General features: G+C 74.3%; 13 protein-coding genes and 2 riboswitches. Of the genes, 6 read left to right on the forward strand and 7 right to left on the reverse strand.

What is annotated here, in order from left to right; genetic code table 11:
* Positions 1–123 precede the first annotated feature (123 nt).
* On the forward strand, positions 124–1,953 hold the full coding sequence (locus FED44_RS19565; RefSeq protein WP_138461581.1) for an ABC transporter ATP-binding protein: 1,830 nt from the start codon (positions 124–126) through the stop codon (positions 1,951–1,953).
* Positions 1,954–1,992: 39 nt separating this feature from the next.
* Here the strand turns inward: FED44_RS19565 and FED44_RS19570 are convergent, their stop codons facing one another.
* Together FED44_RS19570 and FED44_RS19575 are read right to left on the reverse strand one after the other, a co-directional pair.
* Positions 1,993–2,748: a CbtA family protein gene (locus FED44_RS19570; RefSeq protein WP_138461582.1), complete on the reverse strand. Its 756-nt coding sequence runs from the start codon at positions 2,746–2,748 to the stop codon at positions 1,993–1,995.
* Between the two features lie 10 nt (positions 2,749–2,758).
* On the reverse strand, positions 2,759–2,971 hold the full coding sequence (locus FED44_RS19575) for a CbtB domain-containing protein (RefSeq protein WP_111698211.1): 213 nt from the start codon (positions 2,969–2,971) through the stop codon (positions 2,759–2,761).
* Between the two features lie 29 nt (positions 2,972–3,000).
* Positions 3,001–3,202: riboswitch (cobalamin riboswitch) on the reverse strand.
* Between the two features lie 28 nt (positions 3,203–3,230).
* Here FED44_RS19575 and cobF point away from each other — a divergent pair.
* Genes cobF through FED44_RS19595 form a run of 4 tightly spaced genes read left to right on the forward strand, consistent with a single transcriptional unit; the run spans position 3,231 to position 6,683 of the window.
* Entirely contained in the window at positions 3,231–3,989 is a 759-nt protein-coding gene (cobF, locus tag FED44_RS19580) for a precorrin-6A synthase (deacetylating) (RefSeq protein WP_138461583.1), read from the forward strand.
* Positions 3,986–5,206 carry a precorrin-6y C5,15-methyltransferase (decarboxylating) subunit CbiE gene (gene cbiE, locus FED44_RS19585; protein ID WP_111698207.1) on the forward strand — a complete coding sequence of 407 codons (1,221 nt, stop codon included), beginning with the start codon at positions 3,986–3,988 and terminating at the stop codon, positions 5,204–5,206. Before cobF ends, cbiE begins: the two co-directional genes overlap by 4 nt.
* Complete coding sequence (cobM, locus tag FED44_RS19590) at positions 5,203–5,955, forward strand: precorrin-4 C(11)-methyltransferase (protein ID WP_138461584.1); 753 nt, start codon at positions 5,203–5,205, stop codon at positions 5,953–5,955. The genes cbiE and cobM overlap by 4 nt, the downstream gene beginning before the upstream one ends.
* Complete coding sequence (locus FED44_RS19595; protein ID WP_111698203.1) at positions 5,943–6,683, forward strand: cobalt-precorrin-6A reductase; 741 nt, start codon at positions 5,943–5,945, stop codon at positions 6,681–6,683. The genes cobM and FED44_RS19595 overlap by 13 nt, the downstream gene beginning before the upstream one ends.
* On the opposite strand, the gene FED44_RS19600 is transcribed toward FED44_RS19595, so the two are convergent.
* From FED44_RS19600 to cobG, 3 genes are all read right to left on the reverse strand, one after another.
* A complete protein-coding gene (locus FED44_RS19600) occupies positions 6,671–8,167 on the reverse strand; it encodes a precorrin-2 C(20)-methyltransferase (RefSeq protein WP_138461585.1) in 1,497 nt (498 codons plus the stop codon). The two genes, FED44_RS19595 and FED44_RS19600, sit on opposite strands and share 13 nt — an antisense overlap.
* A gap of 6 nt (positions 8,168–8,173) precedes the next feature.
* Positions 8,174–8,806: a precorrin-8X methylmutase gene (locus FED44_RS19605; protein WP_167521528.1), complete on the reverse strand. Its 633-nt coding sequence runs from the start codon at positions 8,804–8,806 to the stop codon at positions 8,174–8,176.
* Positions 8,807–8,885: 79 nt separating this feature from the next.
* A complete protein-coding gene (gene cobG / locus FED44_RS19610; protein ID WP_138461586.1) occupies positions 8,886–10,088 on the reverse strand; it encodes a precorrin-3B synthase in 1,203 nt (400 codons plus the stop codon).
* A gap of 78 nt (positions 10,089–10,166) precedes the next feature.
* Positions 10,167–10,289, forward strand: a riboswitch (cobalamin riboswitch).
* Between the two features lie 53 nt (positions 10,290–10,342).
* Between cobG and cobN the strand changes: the two genes are divergently transcribed.
* A complete protein-coding gene (gene cobN / locus FED44_RS19615; RefSeq protein WP_138461587.1) occupies positions 10,343–13,930 on the forward strand; it encodes a cobaltochelatase subunit CobN in 3,588 nt (1,195 codons plus the stop codon).
* On the opposite strand, the gene FED44_RS19620 is transcribed toward cobN, so the two are convergent.
* The gene (locus FED44_RS19620; protein WP_138461752.1) at positions 13,888–15,216 is read right to left on the reverse strand and encodes a cobyrinate a,c-diamide synthase; all 1,329 of its coding nucleotides are present in this window, start codon (positions 15,214–15,216) and stop codon (positions 13,888–13,890) included. The genes cobN and FED44_RS19620 overlap by 43 nt on opposite strands.
* A 14-nt stretch (positions 15,217–15,230) precedes the next feature.
* The gene (gene cobO / locus FED44_RS19625; protein ID WP_138461588.1) at positions 15,231–15,833 is read right to left on the reverse strand and encodes a cob(I)yrinic acid a,c-diamide adenosyltransferase; all 603 of its coding nucleotides are present in this window, start codon (positions 15,831–15,833) and stop codon (positions 15,231–15,233) included.

The raw sequence follows: 15,833 nt of genomic DNA on the forward strand, positions 1-15,833 counted from the left end.
ATTTCGGTCGTCTGCGTGAGGTTTACCCCTCGCTCCTAATTGCCGGGCGGCGAAAAATCGTTCGCTCCTCCCGTACGGGCTGCGGGAGCATGGCCAGGGCGATATCGGCATTCGGGAGGGCTGATGGCTGTGCTCGGGACGGTGGACGAGGCCGAAAATGATAAATCCGCGCGGAGATCGGCGCTTTTGCTGGCATTGCGGTACTACTGCGGCGAGCTGAAGCGGCAGTGGCCGATCGCGGCTCCCGCGCTGGTGCTGCCGGCGATCGGGAACATCTGCCTGTTCTATCTGGCGCCGCTGGCGGTGGCGGGCCTTGTGGGGCACCTCTCCGGCGGCCGGGACGGCTCCTTCGACGCGCTGCTGCCCTACGTGCTCGGCTTCGCCGCGTTGCTTCTGACGGGTGAGGCGTTCTGGCGGGCGGGGATGCACTTCCTGAACCGCGCCGACGGCCGGGGCATCGAGCGGCTCGGCGTGCTGGGCATGGACGAGCTGCTGGCCAAGGACGTCGCGTTCTTCCACGACAACTTCGCCGGTTCGCTGACCAAGAGGGTGCTCGGATTCTCCTCCAGGTTCGAGGAGTTCATGGACACCCTCACGTTCTCGATCATGGCGAAGCTGGTGCCCCTGGCCTTCGCCTCGGTGGTGCTGTGGCGGTACGACCCGCTGCTGGTGCTCGTCCTCGTGGGCCTCATCGTCGTCACCGGTGTTCTCGTCGCTCCGCTCATCCGCCATCGGCAGGCCCTGGTCGACGCGCGTGAGGCGGCCAAGGTGCTGGTGTCGGGTCACGTCGCCGACGTGCTGGCCAACATGGAGACGGTCCGCGCGTTCGCCGCCGAGAAGCGCGAGGCCGTCGAGCACAGGGCCAGGATCGCCGAGCAGCGCCGGCTGTCCATCCGGTCCTGGGACTACAACAACCTCAGGGTGGACATGGTCGTCGCCCCGTTGTCGGTGCTCACCAGTGCCACGGGCCTGCTCCTCGCCGCGGCGCTCCGCGGCGGCCTCGGTGTGGAGGCCATCGTCGTGACGTTCACCTACTACACGAACGCGATCAACATCATGTTCGAGTTCAACCAGGTGTACCGGCGTATGGAGAGCACGCTCACCGAAGCCGCCCAGTTCACCGAGCTGCTCCTCACGCCGCCGACCGTGGTGGACCCGGCCGACCCGCAGCCCCTGCGCCCGGCCGACGCGAGCGTCCGCTTCGAGCGGGTGAGATTCGGGTACGCCGGCGGCGCGCCGCTGTTCGACGGCCTGAACCTGGACATCCCCGGCGGCACCAAGATCGGGCTGGTCGGGCGGTCCGGTGGCGGCAAGAGCACCCTCACCCGGTTGCTGCTGCGTCTCATGGACGTGGACGGAGGCAGGATCCTGATCGGCGGTCAGGACATCGCCCGGTTGAGGCAGGCCGACCTGCGGGGCCTCATCGCCTACGTTCCGCAGGAACCCGCCATGTTCCACCGGTCCGTACGGGAAAACCTCGCGTTCGCCCGGCCGGGCGCGACCGACGCCGAGATCCGCCGGGCCGCGCGGGCGGCCCACGTCACGGAGTTCGTCGAGTCCCTGCCGCACGGCTTCGACACCCTGATCGGCGAGCGCGGCGTCAAGCTCTCCGGCGGCCAGCGGCAGCGCATCGCGCTCGCGCGCGCCATTCTGCGCGACGCCCCCGTCCTGCTGCTGGACGAGGCGACCAGTGCCCTGGACTCCGAGAGCGAGATCCTCATCCAGGAGGCCCTGTGGCGCCTGATGCAGGACCGTACGGCACTCGTGGTGGCGCACCGGCTCAGCACCGTCGTCCGCATGGACCGCCTGGTCGTGCTCGACCGGGGACGCGTCGTCGAGCAGGGCACCCACGGCGAGCTGCTCCAGGCCCAGGGCTCCTACGCCCGGCTCTGGCACCACCAGTCCGGGGGCTTCCTCGTCGAGGACGACGCCCCCGACGCGCTCCACCTGTGACACACCGGCTTCACGCGGAGCGGGTGGTCCCGACCCGGTTCAGCGCGTCGCGGCGGGCCGGAGCCCGGCCTCCCGGGGGGTTCCCTGGCGCAGGGAGCGTTCGGTCAGGCCGCCGAACAGGAGGCCGATGGCTCCCCACAGGACGAACTGGATGCCGAACGACGCCACTCTGAACCACCACAGCGTGTCGGCGGAGAAGTCGTCGGGAACCTCGTCGATCGGAGGCATCACGGCGTACGAGACACCGACGAGGACGGCGTAGACGACGACGCCCGACAGGGCGGCGTTCCAGGTGCCCAGGCGGGACGACAGGGAACGGCCCGCGTACGCGGCGACCGCCGCCGCCAGGAGGGCGACGAGGATCATCGCGAAGTACAGCGCGGTCCGGCGGCCGATCGAATCGGGGTTGCCGACGGCCGGGGGACTGGCCGGGTACTTCAGGATGGGGGTCACGTACACGACGACGAAGCCGGCGGCGGCGACGGTGAGCGCCGTGGCGCGGGCGCCGAGAGCGCCGAGGCGACCGTGGGCGAAGGCGTACGCGATGGAGTAGAAGCCGCCGAGGGCGGCGCCGTAGACGAGCAGGGCGGTCAGCAGGCCGGCGGTCTCCTGGACGGTCCGGCTGACGAGTTCCGGTTCGGTGGCCTCTCCGGCGGCCGCCGCCTTGGCCTCCTCGATGGAGATGGCGGCGGCGACCTGGGGTTCTCCGGCGAACCAGGCGACGACGTACGCGAGCAGCGCGGCGGCGAGGCCGACGAGCATGCCGCGCACCAGCAGGGAACGCATGGTGGGCATCGGGCGGGCCTCAGTGGCAGGGGAAGCCGAGGAGGTGCCGGCCGTCGTGCACGAACTCGTGCACGGTGTGCCCGCTGATGAGGTGGGTGGCGCCCTGCTCCGCGCCGACGAAGTAGAGCAGGATGAGCCCGGCCACGGCGGCGAAGACCGCCCAGGGCAGGATCTCACGCACGGGGATGGTGACCGGCAGGGGCCGGGAGACGGGGACGGCCGGCTGAGCCATGTGATTCTCCTCACGGGGTCGCTCGCCCCGGTGATGGAGGACAACGGGTCAGTGTCCTGACTCCCGGGTCATCGTGTCGCCCGAACCTTCCAGCCGTCGCGGCCGTGGTGACGAGCGGGAGACACTCCCCGGTCACAGTGGCGGGACCGTCCTGGATTCACACCAGGTTCCTGCGCACCGTCGCCTCTGTCTTCTTTTGTCGCCTTGAGCGTGCACCGTCCGCATAAGTACGTCAAGCCGGGGTCCATACTCGTGACCTATGAAGCGAGTCCTGATCATCGGCATCGGCGCCGGGGACCCCGCCCACCTGACCTTCCAGGCCGCCGCGGCCATCGCGGAGACCGACGTGTTCTTCCTGCTCGACAAGGGAGCCGTGAAGGACGGCCTGGTGCGGCTGCGGCGCGAGCTGATCGCGGCCCACGCGCGGGAGCCGTACCGGACGGTCGAGGCGCGCGACCCGGAGCGCGACCGGACGAGCGGCGCGTACGTGGAGGCGGTGGCCGACTGGCGGGCCCGCCGGGCCGACGTCTACGCCCGGCTCATCGCCGAGGAGGTGCCGGAGGACGGCGTCGGTGCGTTCCTCGTCTGGGGCGACCCCGCCCTGTACGACAGCACGATCGCGATCGTCGAGGACGTCCTGGCCAGGGGCGGAGAGCCGTTCGACTATGAAGTGATCCCGGGGATCAGCAGCGTGTCGGCGCTGGCCGCGCGGCACCGCGTCAGCCTGACCAGGGTCGCCAGGCCGCTGCACATCACGACCGGCCGCCGCCTGCCCGCCGACGTCGAGGCCGCCGGCGACATCGTGGTGATGCTCGACGCGGGCTGCGCGTTCGCGGACCTGCCGGAGGCCGCCGACGCCGACGTCTACTGGGGCGCGTACGTCGGGACCGAGGACGAGATCCTCGTCGCCGGGCCGGTGCGCGAGGTCGCCGGCGAGATCCGGCGGCTCAGGGCGGAGGCGCGCGAGGCGCACGGCTGGGTCATGGACACCTACCTGCTCAGGAAGCCCGCCCGATGACGCCGGTGTCGGTCGTCGGGATCGGCGCGGACGGCTGGGCCGGTCTCGCCGACGCGGCGCGCGCCGAGCTGGTCGCCGCGGACGTCGTGGTCGGGTCGGCCAGGCAGCTCGCCCTGCTGCCCGCGTCGGTGGCCTCCGAGCGGGTGCCGTACCCGTCGCCGCTGGTCGCGGGGCTGCCGGGGCTGCTCGACGCGCACGCGGGACGGGCGGTCGCGGTGCTCGCCAGCGGCGACCCCATGTTCTTCGGCGTCGGCGCGACGCTCGCCCGGCTGCTCGGGCCGGACCGGCTGCGGGTGCTGCCGCACGTGTCGTCGGCCACCCTGGCCTGCGCGCGGCTCGGCTGGGCCGCCGAGGAGGTCGAGACCGTCAGCCTGGTCGGACGGCCGCTGGCCGCGCTGACCGCCGCGCTCGCGCCGGGCCGCCGCGTCCTCGTCCTCAGCGCGGGCGCGGACACGCCCGCACTGGTCGCCGCCCTGCTGACCGAGCGGGGGTACGGCGCGAGCCGCGTGACCGTCTTCGGCGATCTCGGCGCGGCGACCGAGTCCCGCCGCGACGGCACGGCCGCGGACTGGCCGGCCGGTGAGACGCCGCCCGCGCTGAACGTCGTGGCGGTGAGCTGCACAGACGTCCCGTCGGCGGTGCCGCTGGGGCGGGTGCCTGGGCTGCCGGACGAGGTGTACGAGTCGGACGGGCAACTCACCAAGCAGGAGGTGCGGGCGGTCACCCTGGCCAAGCTGGCGCCCCTGCCGGGCGAGCTGCTCTGGGACGTGGGGGCGGGCTCCGGGAGCGTGGCCGTCGAGTGGCTGCGCGCGCATCCGTCGTGCCGGGCCGTCGCCGTCGAGCGCGACCCCGTCCGCGCGGACCGCGTCAGGCACAACGCGGACGCGCTGGGCGTGCCGCGCCTGCGGGTCGTCACCGGAGCCGCCCCGGGCGCGCTCGGCGGGCTGCCCGCCCCGGCGGCCGTCTTCGTCGGCGGCGGCGTGACGGGGGCCGGTGTGGTCGAGACCTGCTGGGACGCCCTCGCCCCGGGCGGCAGGCTGGTCGCGAACGCCGTCACCGTGGAGTCGGAGGCGGTCCTCGCGGGGTGGCACGCGCGGCTCGGCGGGGACCTCGTTCGGTTGTCGGTGCAGCGCGCCTCGCCGGTGGGCGGCTTCACCGGGTGGCGTCCCCTGATGCCGGTGACCATCTGGACGGCGCGGAAGGAGCGCGAGCAGTGACGGTTCGATTCATCGGTGCGGGGCCCGGCGCGGCCGACCTCATCACGGTGCGTGGGCTGCGGGCCCTTCAGGCGGCCCCGGTCTGCCTGTACGCCGGGTCGCTCGTGCCGCGCGACCTGCTCGCCGACTGCCCGCCGGACGCGCGGCTCGTGGACACCGCGAACCTCACTCTCGACGAGATCGTCGCCGAGATGACGGCGGCGCACGAGGCGGGGCTCGACGTGGCGCGGCTGCACTCCGGCGACCCGTCGGTCTTCAGCGCGGTCGCCGAGCAGATGCGCAGGCTCGACGCGCACGGCGTGCCGTACGAGGTGATCCCGGGGGTGCCCGCCTTCGCGGCCGCCGCCGCGGCGCTGGGGCGGGAGCTGACGGTTCCGGGGGTGAGCCAGACGATCATCCTGACCAGGACGTCGGCGCGCGCCACCCCGATGCCGCCCGGCGAGGAACTCGCGACGCTGTCGGCGAGCCGCGCCACGATGGTGCTGCACCTGGCCGTGCAGCGGATCGCCGCCGTCGTGGCCGACCTGCTGCCCGCGTACGGCGCGGACTGCCCGGTGGCGGTGGTCGCCCGGGCCAGCCGGGACGACGAGGAGATCATCAGGGGCACCCTGGGCGACATCGCCGACCAGGTGGTCGCGGCGGGGATCAGGCGGACCGCCGTGATCGTGGTGGGGCGGGCGCTGACGGCGCACGAGTTCCCCGACAGCCACCTCTACTCGGCCGCGCGGGACCGCGCGTGCTCGTCCTGATCCTCGGCGGCACGGCCGAGGCCCGGGCGCTGGCCGCCGAGCTGGCGCCGCTGCCGGGCCTGCGGGTGGTGTCATCGCTGGCCGGCCGGGTCGCCGATCCCCGGCTGCCGGTGGGCGAGGTCAGGTCGGGCGGCTTCGGCGGCCCGGACGGGCTCGCCCGGTGGATCGCCGAGCACGGTCCGCGGGTCGTGGTGGACGCCACGCATCCGTTCGCCCAGCGGATGAGCGAGTCGGCGGCGCACGCGTGCGCGGCGACCGGGACGCCGCTGCTCGGGTTGCGGCGTCCCGGCTGGTCGGAGGGCCCGGAGGACGTCTGGCTGCGGGTGCCGTCGCTCCGGGCGGCGGCGGACGCGCTGCCCGGTCTCGGGAGCCGTGTGTTCCTGACGACGGGCCGCCGCAGCCTGCCGGTGTTCGCGCCGCTGACCGGGCTGTGGTTCCTGGCGAGGTCGGTCGACCCGCCGGAGCCGCCCGTTCCCCCGAACGTCCACGTGATCCTCGCCCGGGGGCCGTACACGGTGGCGGGAGAGCGCGCCCTGATCGGCGAGCACCGGCTCGACGTGCTGGTCACCAAGGACAGCGGCGGGGAGCAGACCCGCGCCAAGCTGGTCGCGGCGCGCGAGGCGGGGCTGCCGGTCGTCATGGTGGACCGGCCCGCGACGCCCGGCGGCGTCACCCGGGTGACGGACGTCGCCGACGCCGTCACCTGGGTACGCGATCACGCGGGATAGCGGCGCGGGGTGAAGACGACCGCCCCGTCCCCGCGCTCGACGACGCGGGTGGTGGACGAGCCGACGATCAGCAGGCAGCGCATGTCGATCGCGGCCGGGTCGAGCTCGCCCAGAGTGGTGATCAGGACCGACTCCCGCTCGCCGCCGACGTCGCGGCCCACCACCACGGGCGTGCCCGGATCGCGGTGTTCGAGCAGCAGGTCGCGGGCCGCGGCGACCTGCCAGGTGCGGGTCTTCGACGCCGGGTTGTAGATCGCGAGGACGAGGTCGGCGCGGGCGGCGGCGGAGATCCGCCCGGCGACCACCTCCCACGGCTTGAGCTGGTCCGACAGCGACAGCACGCAGTAGTCGTGGCCGAGTGGCGCGCCCGCCCGGCCGGCCACGGCCTGCGCGGCGGTCAGACCGGGCACCACCCGCACCGGGACGTCCGCGTAACGCGGGTCGGCGGCGGCCTCCAGCACCGCGCTGGCCATCGCGAACACGCCCGGGTCGCCCGACGACACGACCGCGACCCGCGCCCCGGCGAGGGCCAGGTCGAGCGCGTGACGGGCGCGTTCGGCCTCGACGCGGTTGTCGGTACGGTGCCGGGTCTGGCGGGGGTTGGGCGCGACCCGGTCGACGTAGGGGCCGTATCCGACCAGGTCGGTGGCTTCGGCGAGGACCTCCTGGGCCTCCGGGGTCAACCAGGGCCGCCCGGCGGGACCGAGGCCGACGACCGCGACCTCGCCGGGACCGGTGCGTCCGGCGGTCTCCGGCACGAACGTGAGCTGCGCCGGGCTGGGGATCAGCGCCAGCGAGAAGTACGGCACCTGCCCCGGGTCGACGTCCTTGAGCGGGGCCACGCGCTGGGCGTCGGTGGTGGCGCGTTCGACGTACCAGGCCTCGTCGAGGCGGCCCGCCTCGGCCAGCGCGTCGCGCACCTTCTCGAACGTGCGGCCCAGCTTGAGCACCGCCGCCGAGTCCGTGTCGCGCAGTTTCTCGGTTAGCACGCCGGCGGGCAGCGTCCCGGGCAGGACCGTCAGCGTCTCGTCGCGTTCGACCAGCGGGCGGCCCAGCACGGCGGACGCCCCCGCGATCGAGGTGACCCCGGGGACGACCTCGGCCGGGTAGCGGTGCGCGAGGCGCTTGTGCATGTGCATGTACGACCCGTAGAAGAGGGGGTCTCCCTCGCACAGCACGACGACGTCGCGCCCGGCGTCCAGGTGCGCGGCGAGACGGTCGGCGCAGCCGGCGTAGAAGTCGTCCAGCGCGCCCTGGTAGCCACCGGGGTGGTCGGTCGTCTCCGTCGTCAGCGGATACTGCAGGAGCTCCTCGATCTGCCCGTCGCGCATGTGGTGGGCCGCGATCGACCGGGCGATGCTGCGGCCGTGCCGCGCCGCGTGGTAGGCGATCACGTCGGCCTCGCCGATCAGGCGGGCGGCCTTCACGGTCATCAGTTCGGGGTCGCCGGGGCCGAGGCCGACGCCGTAGAGCGTTCCTGTCACGTCTCGTCACTCCTGCTCGCAGGCGATGGCGTTGACCGCCGCCGCCGTCATGGCACTGCCGCCCCGGCGGCCGTGGACAACCAGAAACTCCAGGCCGGACGCCGCGAGGGCGCGCTTGGACTCGGCCGCGCCGATGAACCCGACCGGCACGCCCAGCACGGCGGCGGGCCGTCCCGCGCCTCCGGCGACCAGTTCGAGCAGCCGGAACAGCGCGGTCGGGGCGTTGCCGACGGCCACGACCGCGCCGTCGAGGCGGTCGAGCCACAGGTCGAGCGCGGCGGCGCTGCGGGTGGTGCCGAGCCGCTCCGCGAGGGCGGGCACGCGGGGATCGCCGAGCGTGCAGACGACCTCGTTGCCGGCGGGCAGGCGCTTCCTGGTGATGCCGGAGGCGACCATCCGCGCGTCGCACAGCACGGGCGCACCCGCCAGCAGCGCGGTACGCGCCTTCTCGACCACGCCGGGGGAGTAGCCGAGGTCGCTCACGAGGTCGGTCATGCCGCACGCGTGGATCATGCGGACCGCGACCCGGGCGACGTCGGCGGGCAGCCCCGACAGGTCGGCCTCGGCCCTGATGGTCGCGAACGACCGCCGGTAGATCTCCGCTCCGTCGCGGACGTAGTCGTGCTCGGGCACGGACACCTCTGTTCGTGGATGGCGGACGGTGGATGGACGGACTGGTGGAGTGGACGGAACGGTGGATGGACGGCTGGACGGACGGTCAACGGCGGACGTCGTAGCCGCCGGTCGTGGCGACCACGTCGGTGACCCGCCCCCTCGGGCGGCCGCAGCGGCGTTCGCAGCCCGCCCAGTGGATCAGGCCGGCATCGAGCGGTTCGGCACCCGGCCGCCGGAGACCCGGAGGTTCGGGCACGCCGGACTCCGCCCAGCGCACCGCGTCCGCCTGGACGTCGGCCAGCGCCTTCGCGCAGCCGGGCCGCCCGGTGCAGGCCGACAGTCTGGCGTACGGCGAGGCGGGGTCGATCACCAGCCCCGCTCCGGCGAGCGCCTCGGTCACCGGCCCGACCGCCTCGGGCGCGAGGTCGGGCAGCACGACCGTACGCCACGGTGTCAGCCGCACCTCACCGGCGGCCAGATCGGCGAGCAGGCCGGCCTGGCCGGCGGTCAGCCTGCCGAGGGGGACGATCACGTCGAGCGCCACCCGGCCGTCCACCTGCGCGGACGGGCCGCCCCTGCGCGGCGTGGCGGGCGTCACCGGCACCGGGGGCAGGACAGCGAGCCGCCCGGGGAGGCGGGCGGCGATCGTCGCGGGTCCGCCGGGGAGTTCGGCCACCCGCCAGGCGTCGCCGCGCACCTCCTGGAACTCCTCGGCCGCGGCGAGCGCGACGGAGACGGCGTCACCGGCGGTCACCGACCCGACCGGCTCCCCCGCGAGCAGCAGGGTCAGGCCGCCGCCGGGCTGAGAGACGGGCTGAGAGTCGGGGTGCGCGGCGAGGGTCACGTCCGCCCCGAGCCCGAGGACGTCGCCCGTGCCGTCGTCGAGCGCGAACAGGAACCGGCCGGGCAGATGAGCCAGGGCGGCACGGCCGCACAGGGCCGCGTCGAGGTCCGCCACCAGGGGCCGCACGTCCAGGACGGCCGTCGCCGAACGGCCGCTGAGCGGCGAGGCGACGATGTTGCGCACGCGCTCGTGGGTCGCGGACGGCAGCAGTCCGGCGGCGGCCATCCGCGCGGCGAACGCCGGTGGGTCGGCCAGCCCGCGCACCTGCACGTTGGCCCGTGACGTCAGTTCGACGACCCCGGCGCCCAGTTCGCGGGCGCAGGCGGCCAGTTCGCGCAGGGCGCCGGCGGCCAGCCCGCCGCCGGGCACGCGGACGCGGGCCAGCGCCCCGTCCGCCGCCGCGTGCACCTGGAGCGCGCCGGGACACGCGTCCTGGGCGGCGCGCCCAGAAAAGCCACCCATGACCACGAACAGGATGCTAACGCCAGTTTTCTGACACGACCTCCGTCACGTAGGGTCTGCGGTGAGCGATGGCAAGCGGAGGAAGCCGGTGTGAATCCGGCGCGGTCCCGCCACTGTGACCGGGGAGCGAACCCCACCACACGGCCACTGTCGGAAGACGGGAAGGCCGGGGTGAGCGTCGATCCGGGAGCCAGGAGACTCCTGCCGTCGCGCCGCCACGACCCGGGGCGAGGACCCCGAGGGAGGACCTTGCCGTGCGCACAGACGCGTCCGCCGCGCAGCCCGTCGTCGTCCTGTTGTCCACGTCGGACACCGACCTGTTGAGCGCCCGCGCGAGCGGGGCCGCGTACCGGCTGGGCAACCCGGCGCGGCTGACCGTGGACGACCTGCCCGCGCTGGTCGAGGGCGCCGGCCTCGTGGTCGTCCGGCTGCTCGGCGGCCGGCGTGCCTGGGAGGACGGGCTGGACGCGCTGCTCGCGGGGCCGTGCCCGGTGGTCGTCCTCGGCGGCGAGCAGGCCCCGGACGCCGAACTGATGGAGCTGTCCACGGTGAGCGGCGGCGTCTGCGCCGAGGCCCACGCCTACCTCGCGTACGGAGGGCCCGCCAACCTGGCCGAGCTGCACGCGTTCCTGTCGGACACGGTCCTGCTGACCGGGCGCGGCTTCGCGGGCCCGGCGCCCACACCGAGCTGGGGTGTCCTCGAACGCGAGGGCCGGCCCGGCGACGGGCCGGTGATCGGGGTGCTCTACTACCGGGCGCACCACATGGCGGGCAACACGGGCTTCGTCGCCGCCCTCTGCGACGCGATCGAGGACGCGGGCGGACGGGCGCTGCCGGTCTTCTGCTCCTCGCTGCGCACCGCGGAGCCGGATCTGCTCGACGTGCTGGGCGGCGCGGACGCCCTGGTGGTGACCGTGCTCGCGGCGGGCGGGGCACGGCCCGCGACGGCGTCGGCCGGCGGCGACGACGCGGCCTGGGACGTCGGCGCGCTCGCCGCACTCGACGTGCCGATCCTGCAGGGCCTGTGCCTGACGACGAGCCGCGCCGAGTGGGAGGACAACGACGACGGGCTGTCCCCGCTGGACGCCGCCTCGCAGGTCGCGATCCCCGAGTTCGACGGGCGGATCATCACGGTGCCGTTCTCGTTCAAGGAGATCGACGACGACGGCCTGACCGTCTACGTCGCCGACCCCGAACGCGCCGCCCGGGTCGCGGGCATCGCCGTACGCCACGGACTGCTGCGCCACGTGCCCCCGGCGGACAAGAGGCTCGTCGTGATGCTGTCGGCGTACCCGACGAAGAACTCCCGGGTCGGCAACGCCGTCGGCCTGGACACCCCGGCCAGCACGGTCAGGCTGCTGGCCCGGCTGGCCGAGGAGGGCTACGACCTCGGCGGCGGCTTCCCGGGCCAGGCCGAGCAGGACGGCGACGCGCTGATCCACGCCCTGATCGCCGCGGGCGGCCAGGACCAGGACTGGCTCACCGAGGAACAGCTCGCCGCCAACCCGGTGCGCATCCCCGCCGCCGCCTACCGCGCCTGGTACGAGACCCTCCCCGCCGGCCTGCGCGCCGACATGGAACGCCACTGGGGCGCGCCGCCCGGCGAGCTGTTCGTCCACGAGGGCGACATCGTGCTCGCCGCTTTGCGGTCGGGCAACGTCGTGGTGATGGTCCAGCCTCCACGCGGCTTCGGGGAGAACCCGATCGCGATCTACCACGACCCCGACCTGCCGCCGAGCCACCACTACCTGGCGGCCTACCGGTGGTTGTCGGCCGAATTCGGCGCGCACGCCATGGTCCACGTCGGCAAGCACGGCAACCTGGAGTGGCTGCCCGGCAAGTCGGCCGGCATGTCGGCCTCCTGCGGCACCGACGCGGCGATCGGCGACCTGCCGCTGGTCTATCCGTTCCTGGTGAACGACCCCGGCGAGGGCACCCAGGCCAAGCGCCGCGCGCACGCGGTTCTCGTGGACCACCTGGTGCCGCCTATGGCGAGGGCCGAGACGTACGGCGACATCGCCCGCCTTGAGCAGCTGCTCGACGAGCACGCGACGATCGCGGCCATGGACCCGGCGAAGCTGCCCGCGATCCGTGCCCAGATCTGGACCCTCATCCAGGCCGCCCGCCTCGACCATGACCTCGGCCTGTCCGAGCGCCCGCACGACGCGGAGTTCGACGAGTTCATCCTGCACGTGGACGGCTGGCTGTGCGAGGTCAAGGACGCGCAGATCCGCGACGGCCTGCACGTCCTCGGCGCGGCCCCGGCCGGCGAGGCCCGGGTGAACCTGGTGCTGGCCATGCTGCGCGCCCGCCAGATGTGGGCCGGCCGCGAGACCCTGCCCGGCCTGCGCGAGGCGCTCGGCCTGACCGAGGACGGCAGCGCCGCGACCGCGTCCGTGGACCGCGTCGAGGCCGAGGCCCGCGCCCTCGTCACCGCCATGGAGCGGCTCGGCTGGGACCCGGCCGCGGTCGCCGGGGTGACGGCCGATCCGGAGGTCGGGCGGGTGCTGACGTTCGCGGCGACCGAGGTGGTGCCGAGGCTCGCGCGCACCACCGACGAGCTCGACCACGTGCTGCACGCGCTCGCCGGAGGCTACGTCCCCGCCGGGCCGTCCGGGTCGCCGCTGCGCGGGCTGATCAACGTGCTGCCGACCGGCCGCAACTTCTACTCCGTCGACCCGCGTGCCGTGCCGAGCCGCCTTGCCTGGGAGACCGGGCAGGCCATGGCCGACTCGCTGCTCGCCCGCTACCGCGCGGAGACCGGCGAGTGGCCGCGCTCGGTCGGGCTGTCGGTGTGGGGGACCAGCGCCATGCGCACCGCCGGCGACGACATCGCCGAGGTGCTCGCCCTGCTCGGCGTGCGGCCCGTCTGGGACGAGGCGTCGCGGCGCGTCACCACGCTCGAACCGGTGCCCCTGGACGAGCTGGGCCGCCCGCGCGTGGACGTGACGGTGCGCATCAGCGGGTTCTTCCGGGACGCGTTCCCGCACGTGGTGGCCATGCTCGACGACGCCGTCCGGCTCGTCGCCGGGCTCGGCGAGAGCCCCGAGGACAACTACGTGCGCGCCCACGTGGAAGCCGACCGGGCCGCGCACGGGGACGCCAGGCGTGCGACGCTGCGCGTGTTCGGGTCGCGTCCCGGCGCGTACGGCGCGGGCCTGCTGCCGCTCATCGACAGCGGCAACTGGCGTGACGACGCCGACCTCGCCGAGGTGTACGCCGTCTGGGGCGGCTACGCCTACGGCCGCGACCTCGACGGAGAGCCCGCCCGCGAGGACATGGAGAACGCCTACCGCCGCATCGCCGTCGCCGCCAAGAACGTGGACACCCGCGAACACGACATCGCCGACTCCGACGACTACTTCCAGTACCACGGCGGCATGATCGCGACCGTGCGCGCGCTGACGGGCCGCGCGCCCGCCGCCTACGTGGGCGACAGCACCCGCCCCGACGCCGTCCGCACCCGGACCCTGTCGGAGGAGACCGCGCGGATTTTCCGCGCCCGGGTCGTCAACCCCAACTGGCTCGCCGCCATGCGCCGCCACGGCTACAAGGGCGCGTTCGAGCTGGCCGCGACCGTGGACTACCTGTTCGGCTACGACGCCACGACCGGCGTCGTCGCCGACTGGATGTACGACACGCTCGCCTCGACGTACGTGCTCGACCCGGTCAACCGCGACTTCATGGCCAAGTCGAACCCGTGGGCGCTGCACGGCATCGCGCAGCGCCTGCTGGAGGCCGCAGAGCGGCGCATGTGGGAGCACCCGGACCCGGAGGTGCTCGCCGGGCTGCGCGACGCCTATCTCGCGATCGAGGGCGACCTTGAGGAGGGCTCGGCGTAGGCGAGCAGCCGCCGGGCGAGTTGTGGGGCACCCGCCCAGTGCAGGTGCAGGTACGACGCGGTGAGCCGGGCGTCGCCGGCCCCGTCGGCACCGCCACGCCACCGGAAGACCGGCTGCCCGCCGCCGGTGACCGTGGTCCGGTGGAACTCGTGGCCCCTGAACCGCTCGCCCTGCCGGGTCAGCAGCGTGTCGCGCACGGCCACCGCGTCGCGGTAGCCCAGCGTCAGCCGGTTGGTCATCTGCGCGACGCCCGGCACCCGGCCGCACATCGGGCGGCCGTCCAGCTCCTCGCACAGGTAGAGCAGCCCCGCGCACTCGGCCGCCACCGCGCCCGGGAACGCGGCGACCTCGGCGCGCAGGGGCTCGTTGGCCGACAGCTCGGCCGCGTACATCTCGGGGAAGCCGCCCCCCACGACCAGCGCGGAGGCGCCCTCGGGCAGGGACTCGTCGCGTACCGGGTCGAACACCGCGACCTGCGCTCCGGCGGCGGTGAGCATCTCGGCGTGCTCGGCGTACCCAAACGTGAACGCGGCGCCGCCCGCGACCGCCACCACCCGCCGCGCCCCGGGCTCCCGGCCGTCCGACGGGTCCCACGGCTCGCCGGTCAGCGGCGCCGCGGTCCCGGCGAGCCGTACGAGACCGTCCAGGTCGCACGAGCCCGCCACGAGCGCGCCGAGCCGGTCCACCGCCGTCACGGCGGCGGGCAGCCGCTCGGCCGCCGGGACCAGCCCGAGATGGCGGGACGGCGTCACCACGTCGTCGTCACGGTGGACCGCCCCCAGCACCGGAACCCCGGTCTCCTCCAGCGCCGCCCGGCACAGCTCCTCGTGCCGCGCCGACCCGAGGCGGTTCAGCACCACGCCCGCCACCCGCACCCGCGAGTCGAACGTCGCGAAGCCATGCACCAGCGCCGCCACCGACCTGCTCTGCCTGCCCGCGTCCACGACGAGCACCACGGGCGCGCCCAGCAGCCGCGCCACGTGCGCGGTCGAGGCGAAGTCACCGTCGCCGCGCCCGTCGAACAGCCCCATCACGCCCTCGACGACCGCGATGTCGCAGCCCGCGGAGCCGTGCAGGAACAGCGGCGTCACCCGCTCCTCGCCGGTCAGCCACGGGTCGAGGTTGCGCCCGGGCCGCCCGGAGGCGAGCGTGTGGTAGCCCGGGTCGATGTAGTCGGGCCCCACCTTGAACGGCGCGACGCGCAGTCCGCGCGCCGCGAGCGCCGCCATCAGGCCCGTGGCCACGGTCGTCTTGCCGCTCCCCGAGGCCGGGGCCGCGACCACCAGTCGCGGGACGCCGGTCACCACTCGATGCCCTTCTGGCCCTTCTGCCCGGCGTCCATGGGATGGCGGACCTTGCCCATCTCCGTCACGAGGTCCGCGGCCTCCACCAGCCGGGCGGGCGCGTCGCGTCCGGTGATGACGACGTGCTGGGCCCCCGGGCGTCCGGCCAGCGCCGAGATCACGTCGTCGAGGTCGATCCACCCCCACTTGAGCGGATAGGTGAACTCGTCCAGCACGTAGAACCGGTACGTCTCGGCCGCGAGGTCGCGTTTGATCTGCTCCCAGCCCTCGCGGGCGTCGGCGGCGTGGTCGGCCTCGGTGCCCGGCCGCTGGATCCACGACCAGCCCTCGCCCATCTTGTGCCAGGCGACGGTGCCGCCCTCGCCGCTCGCGCCCAGCACGGTCAGCGCGCGCTCCTCGCCGACCCGCCATCTGGCCGACTTCACGAACTGGAACACCCCGATCGGCCACCCCTGGTTCCAGGCGCGCAACGCCATCCCGAACGCGGCCGTCGACTTCCCCTTGCCCGGCCCCGTGTGCACCATGAGCAGCGGCCTCGTCCGGCGCTGCCGGGTGGTCAACCCGTCGTCCGGGACGTTCTCCGGCTTCCCCTGCGGCAT

The sequence above is a fragment of the Microbispora triticiradicis genome, assembly GCF_005864065.1.
Classification (GTDB): Bacteria; Actinomycetota; Actinomycetes; order Streptosporangiales; family Streptosporangiaceae; genus Microbispora; species Microbispora triticiradicis.

Bases quoted from the DNA above. Each gene is read 5' to 3' on its own strand.
- FED44_RS19565 (WP_138461581.1), top strand. From the start codon at position 124: ATGGCTGTGCTCGGGACGGTGGACGAGGCCGAAAATGATAAATCCGCG.
- FED44_RS19570 (WP_138461582.1), bottom strand. From the start codon at position 2,748: ATGCCCACCATGCGTTCCCTGCTGGTGCGCGGCATGCTCGTCGGCCTC.
- FED44_RS19575 (WP_111698211.1), bottom strand. From the start codon at position 2,971: ATGGCTCAGCCGGCCGTCCCCGTCTCCCGGCCCCTGCCGGTCACCATC.
- cobF (WP_138461583.1), top strand. From the start codon at position 3,231: ATGAAGCGAGTCCTGATCATCGGCATCGGCGCCGGGGACCCCGCCCAC.
- cbiE (WP_111698207.1), top strand. From the start codon at position 3,986: ATGACGCCGGTGTCGGTCGTCGGGATCGGCGCGGACGGCTGGGCCGGT.
- cobG (WP_138461586.1), bottom strand. From the start codon at position 10,088: ATGGGTGGCTTTTCTGGGCGCGCCGCCCAGGACGCGTGTCCCGGCGCG.
- cobO (WP_138461588.1), bottom strand. From the start codon at position 15,833: ATGCCGCAGGGGAAGCCGGAGAACGTCCCGGACGACGGGTTGACCACC.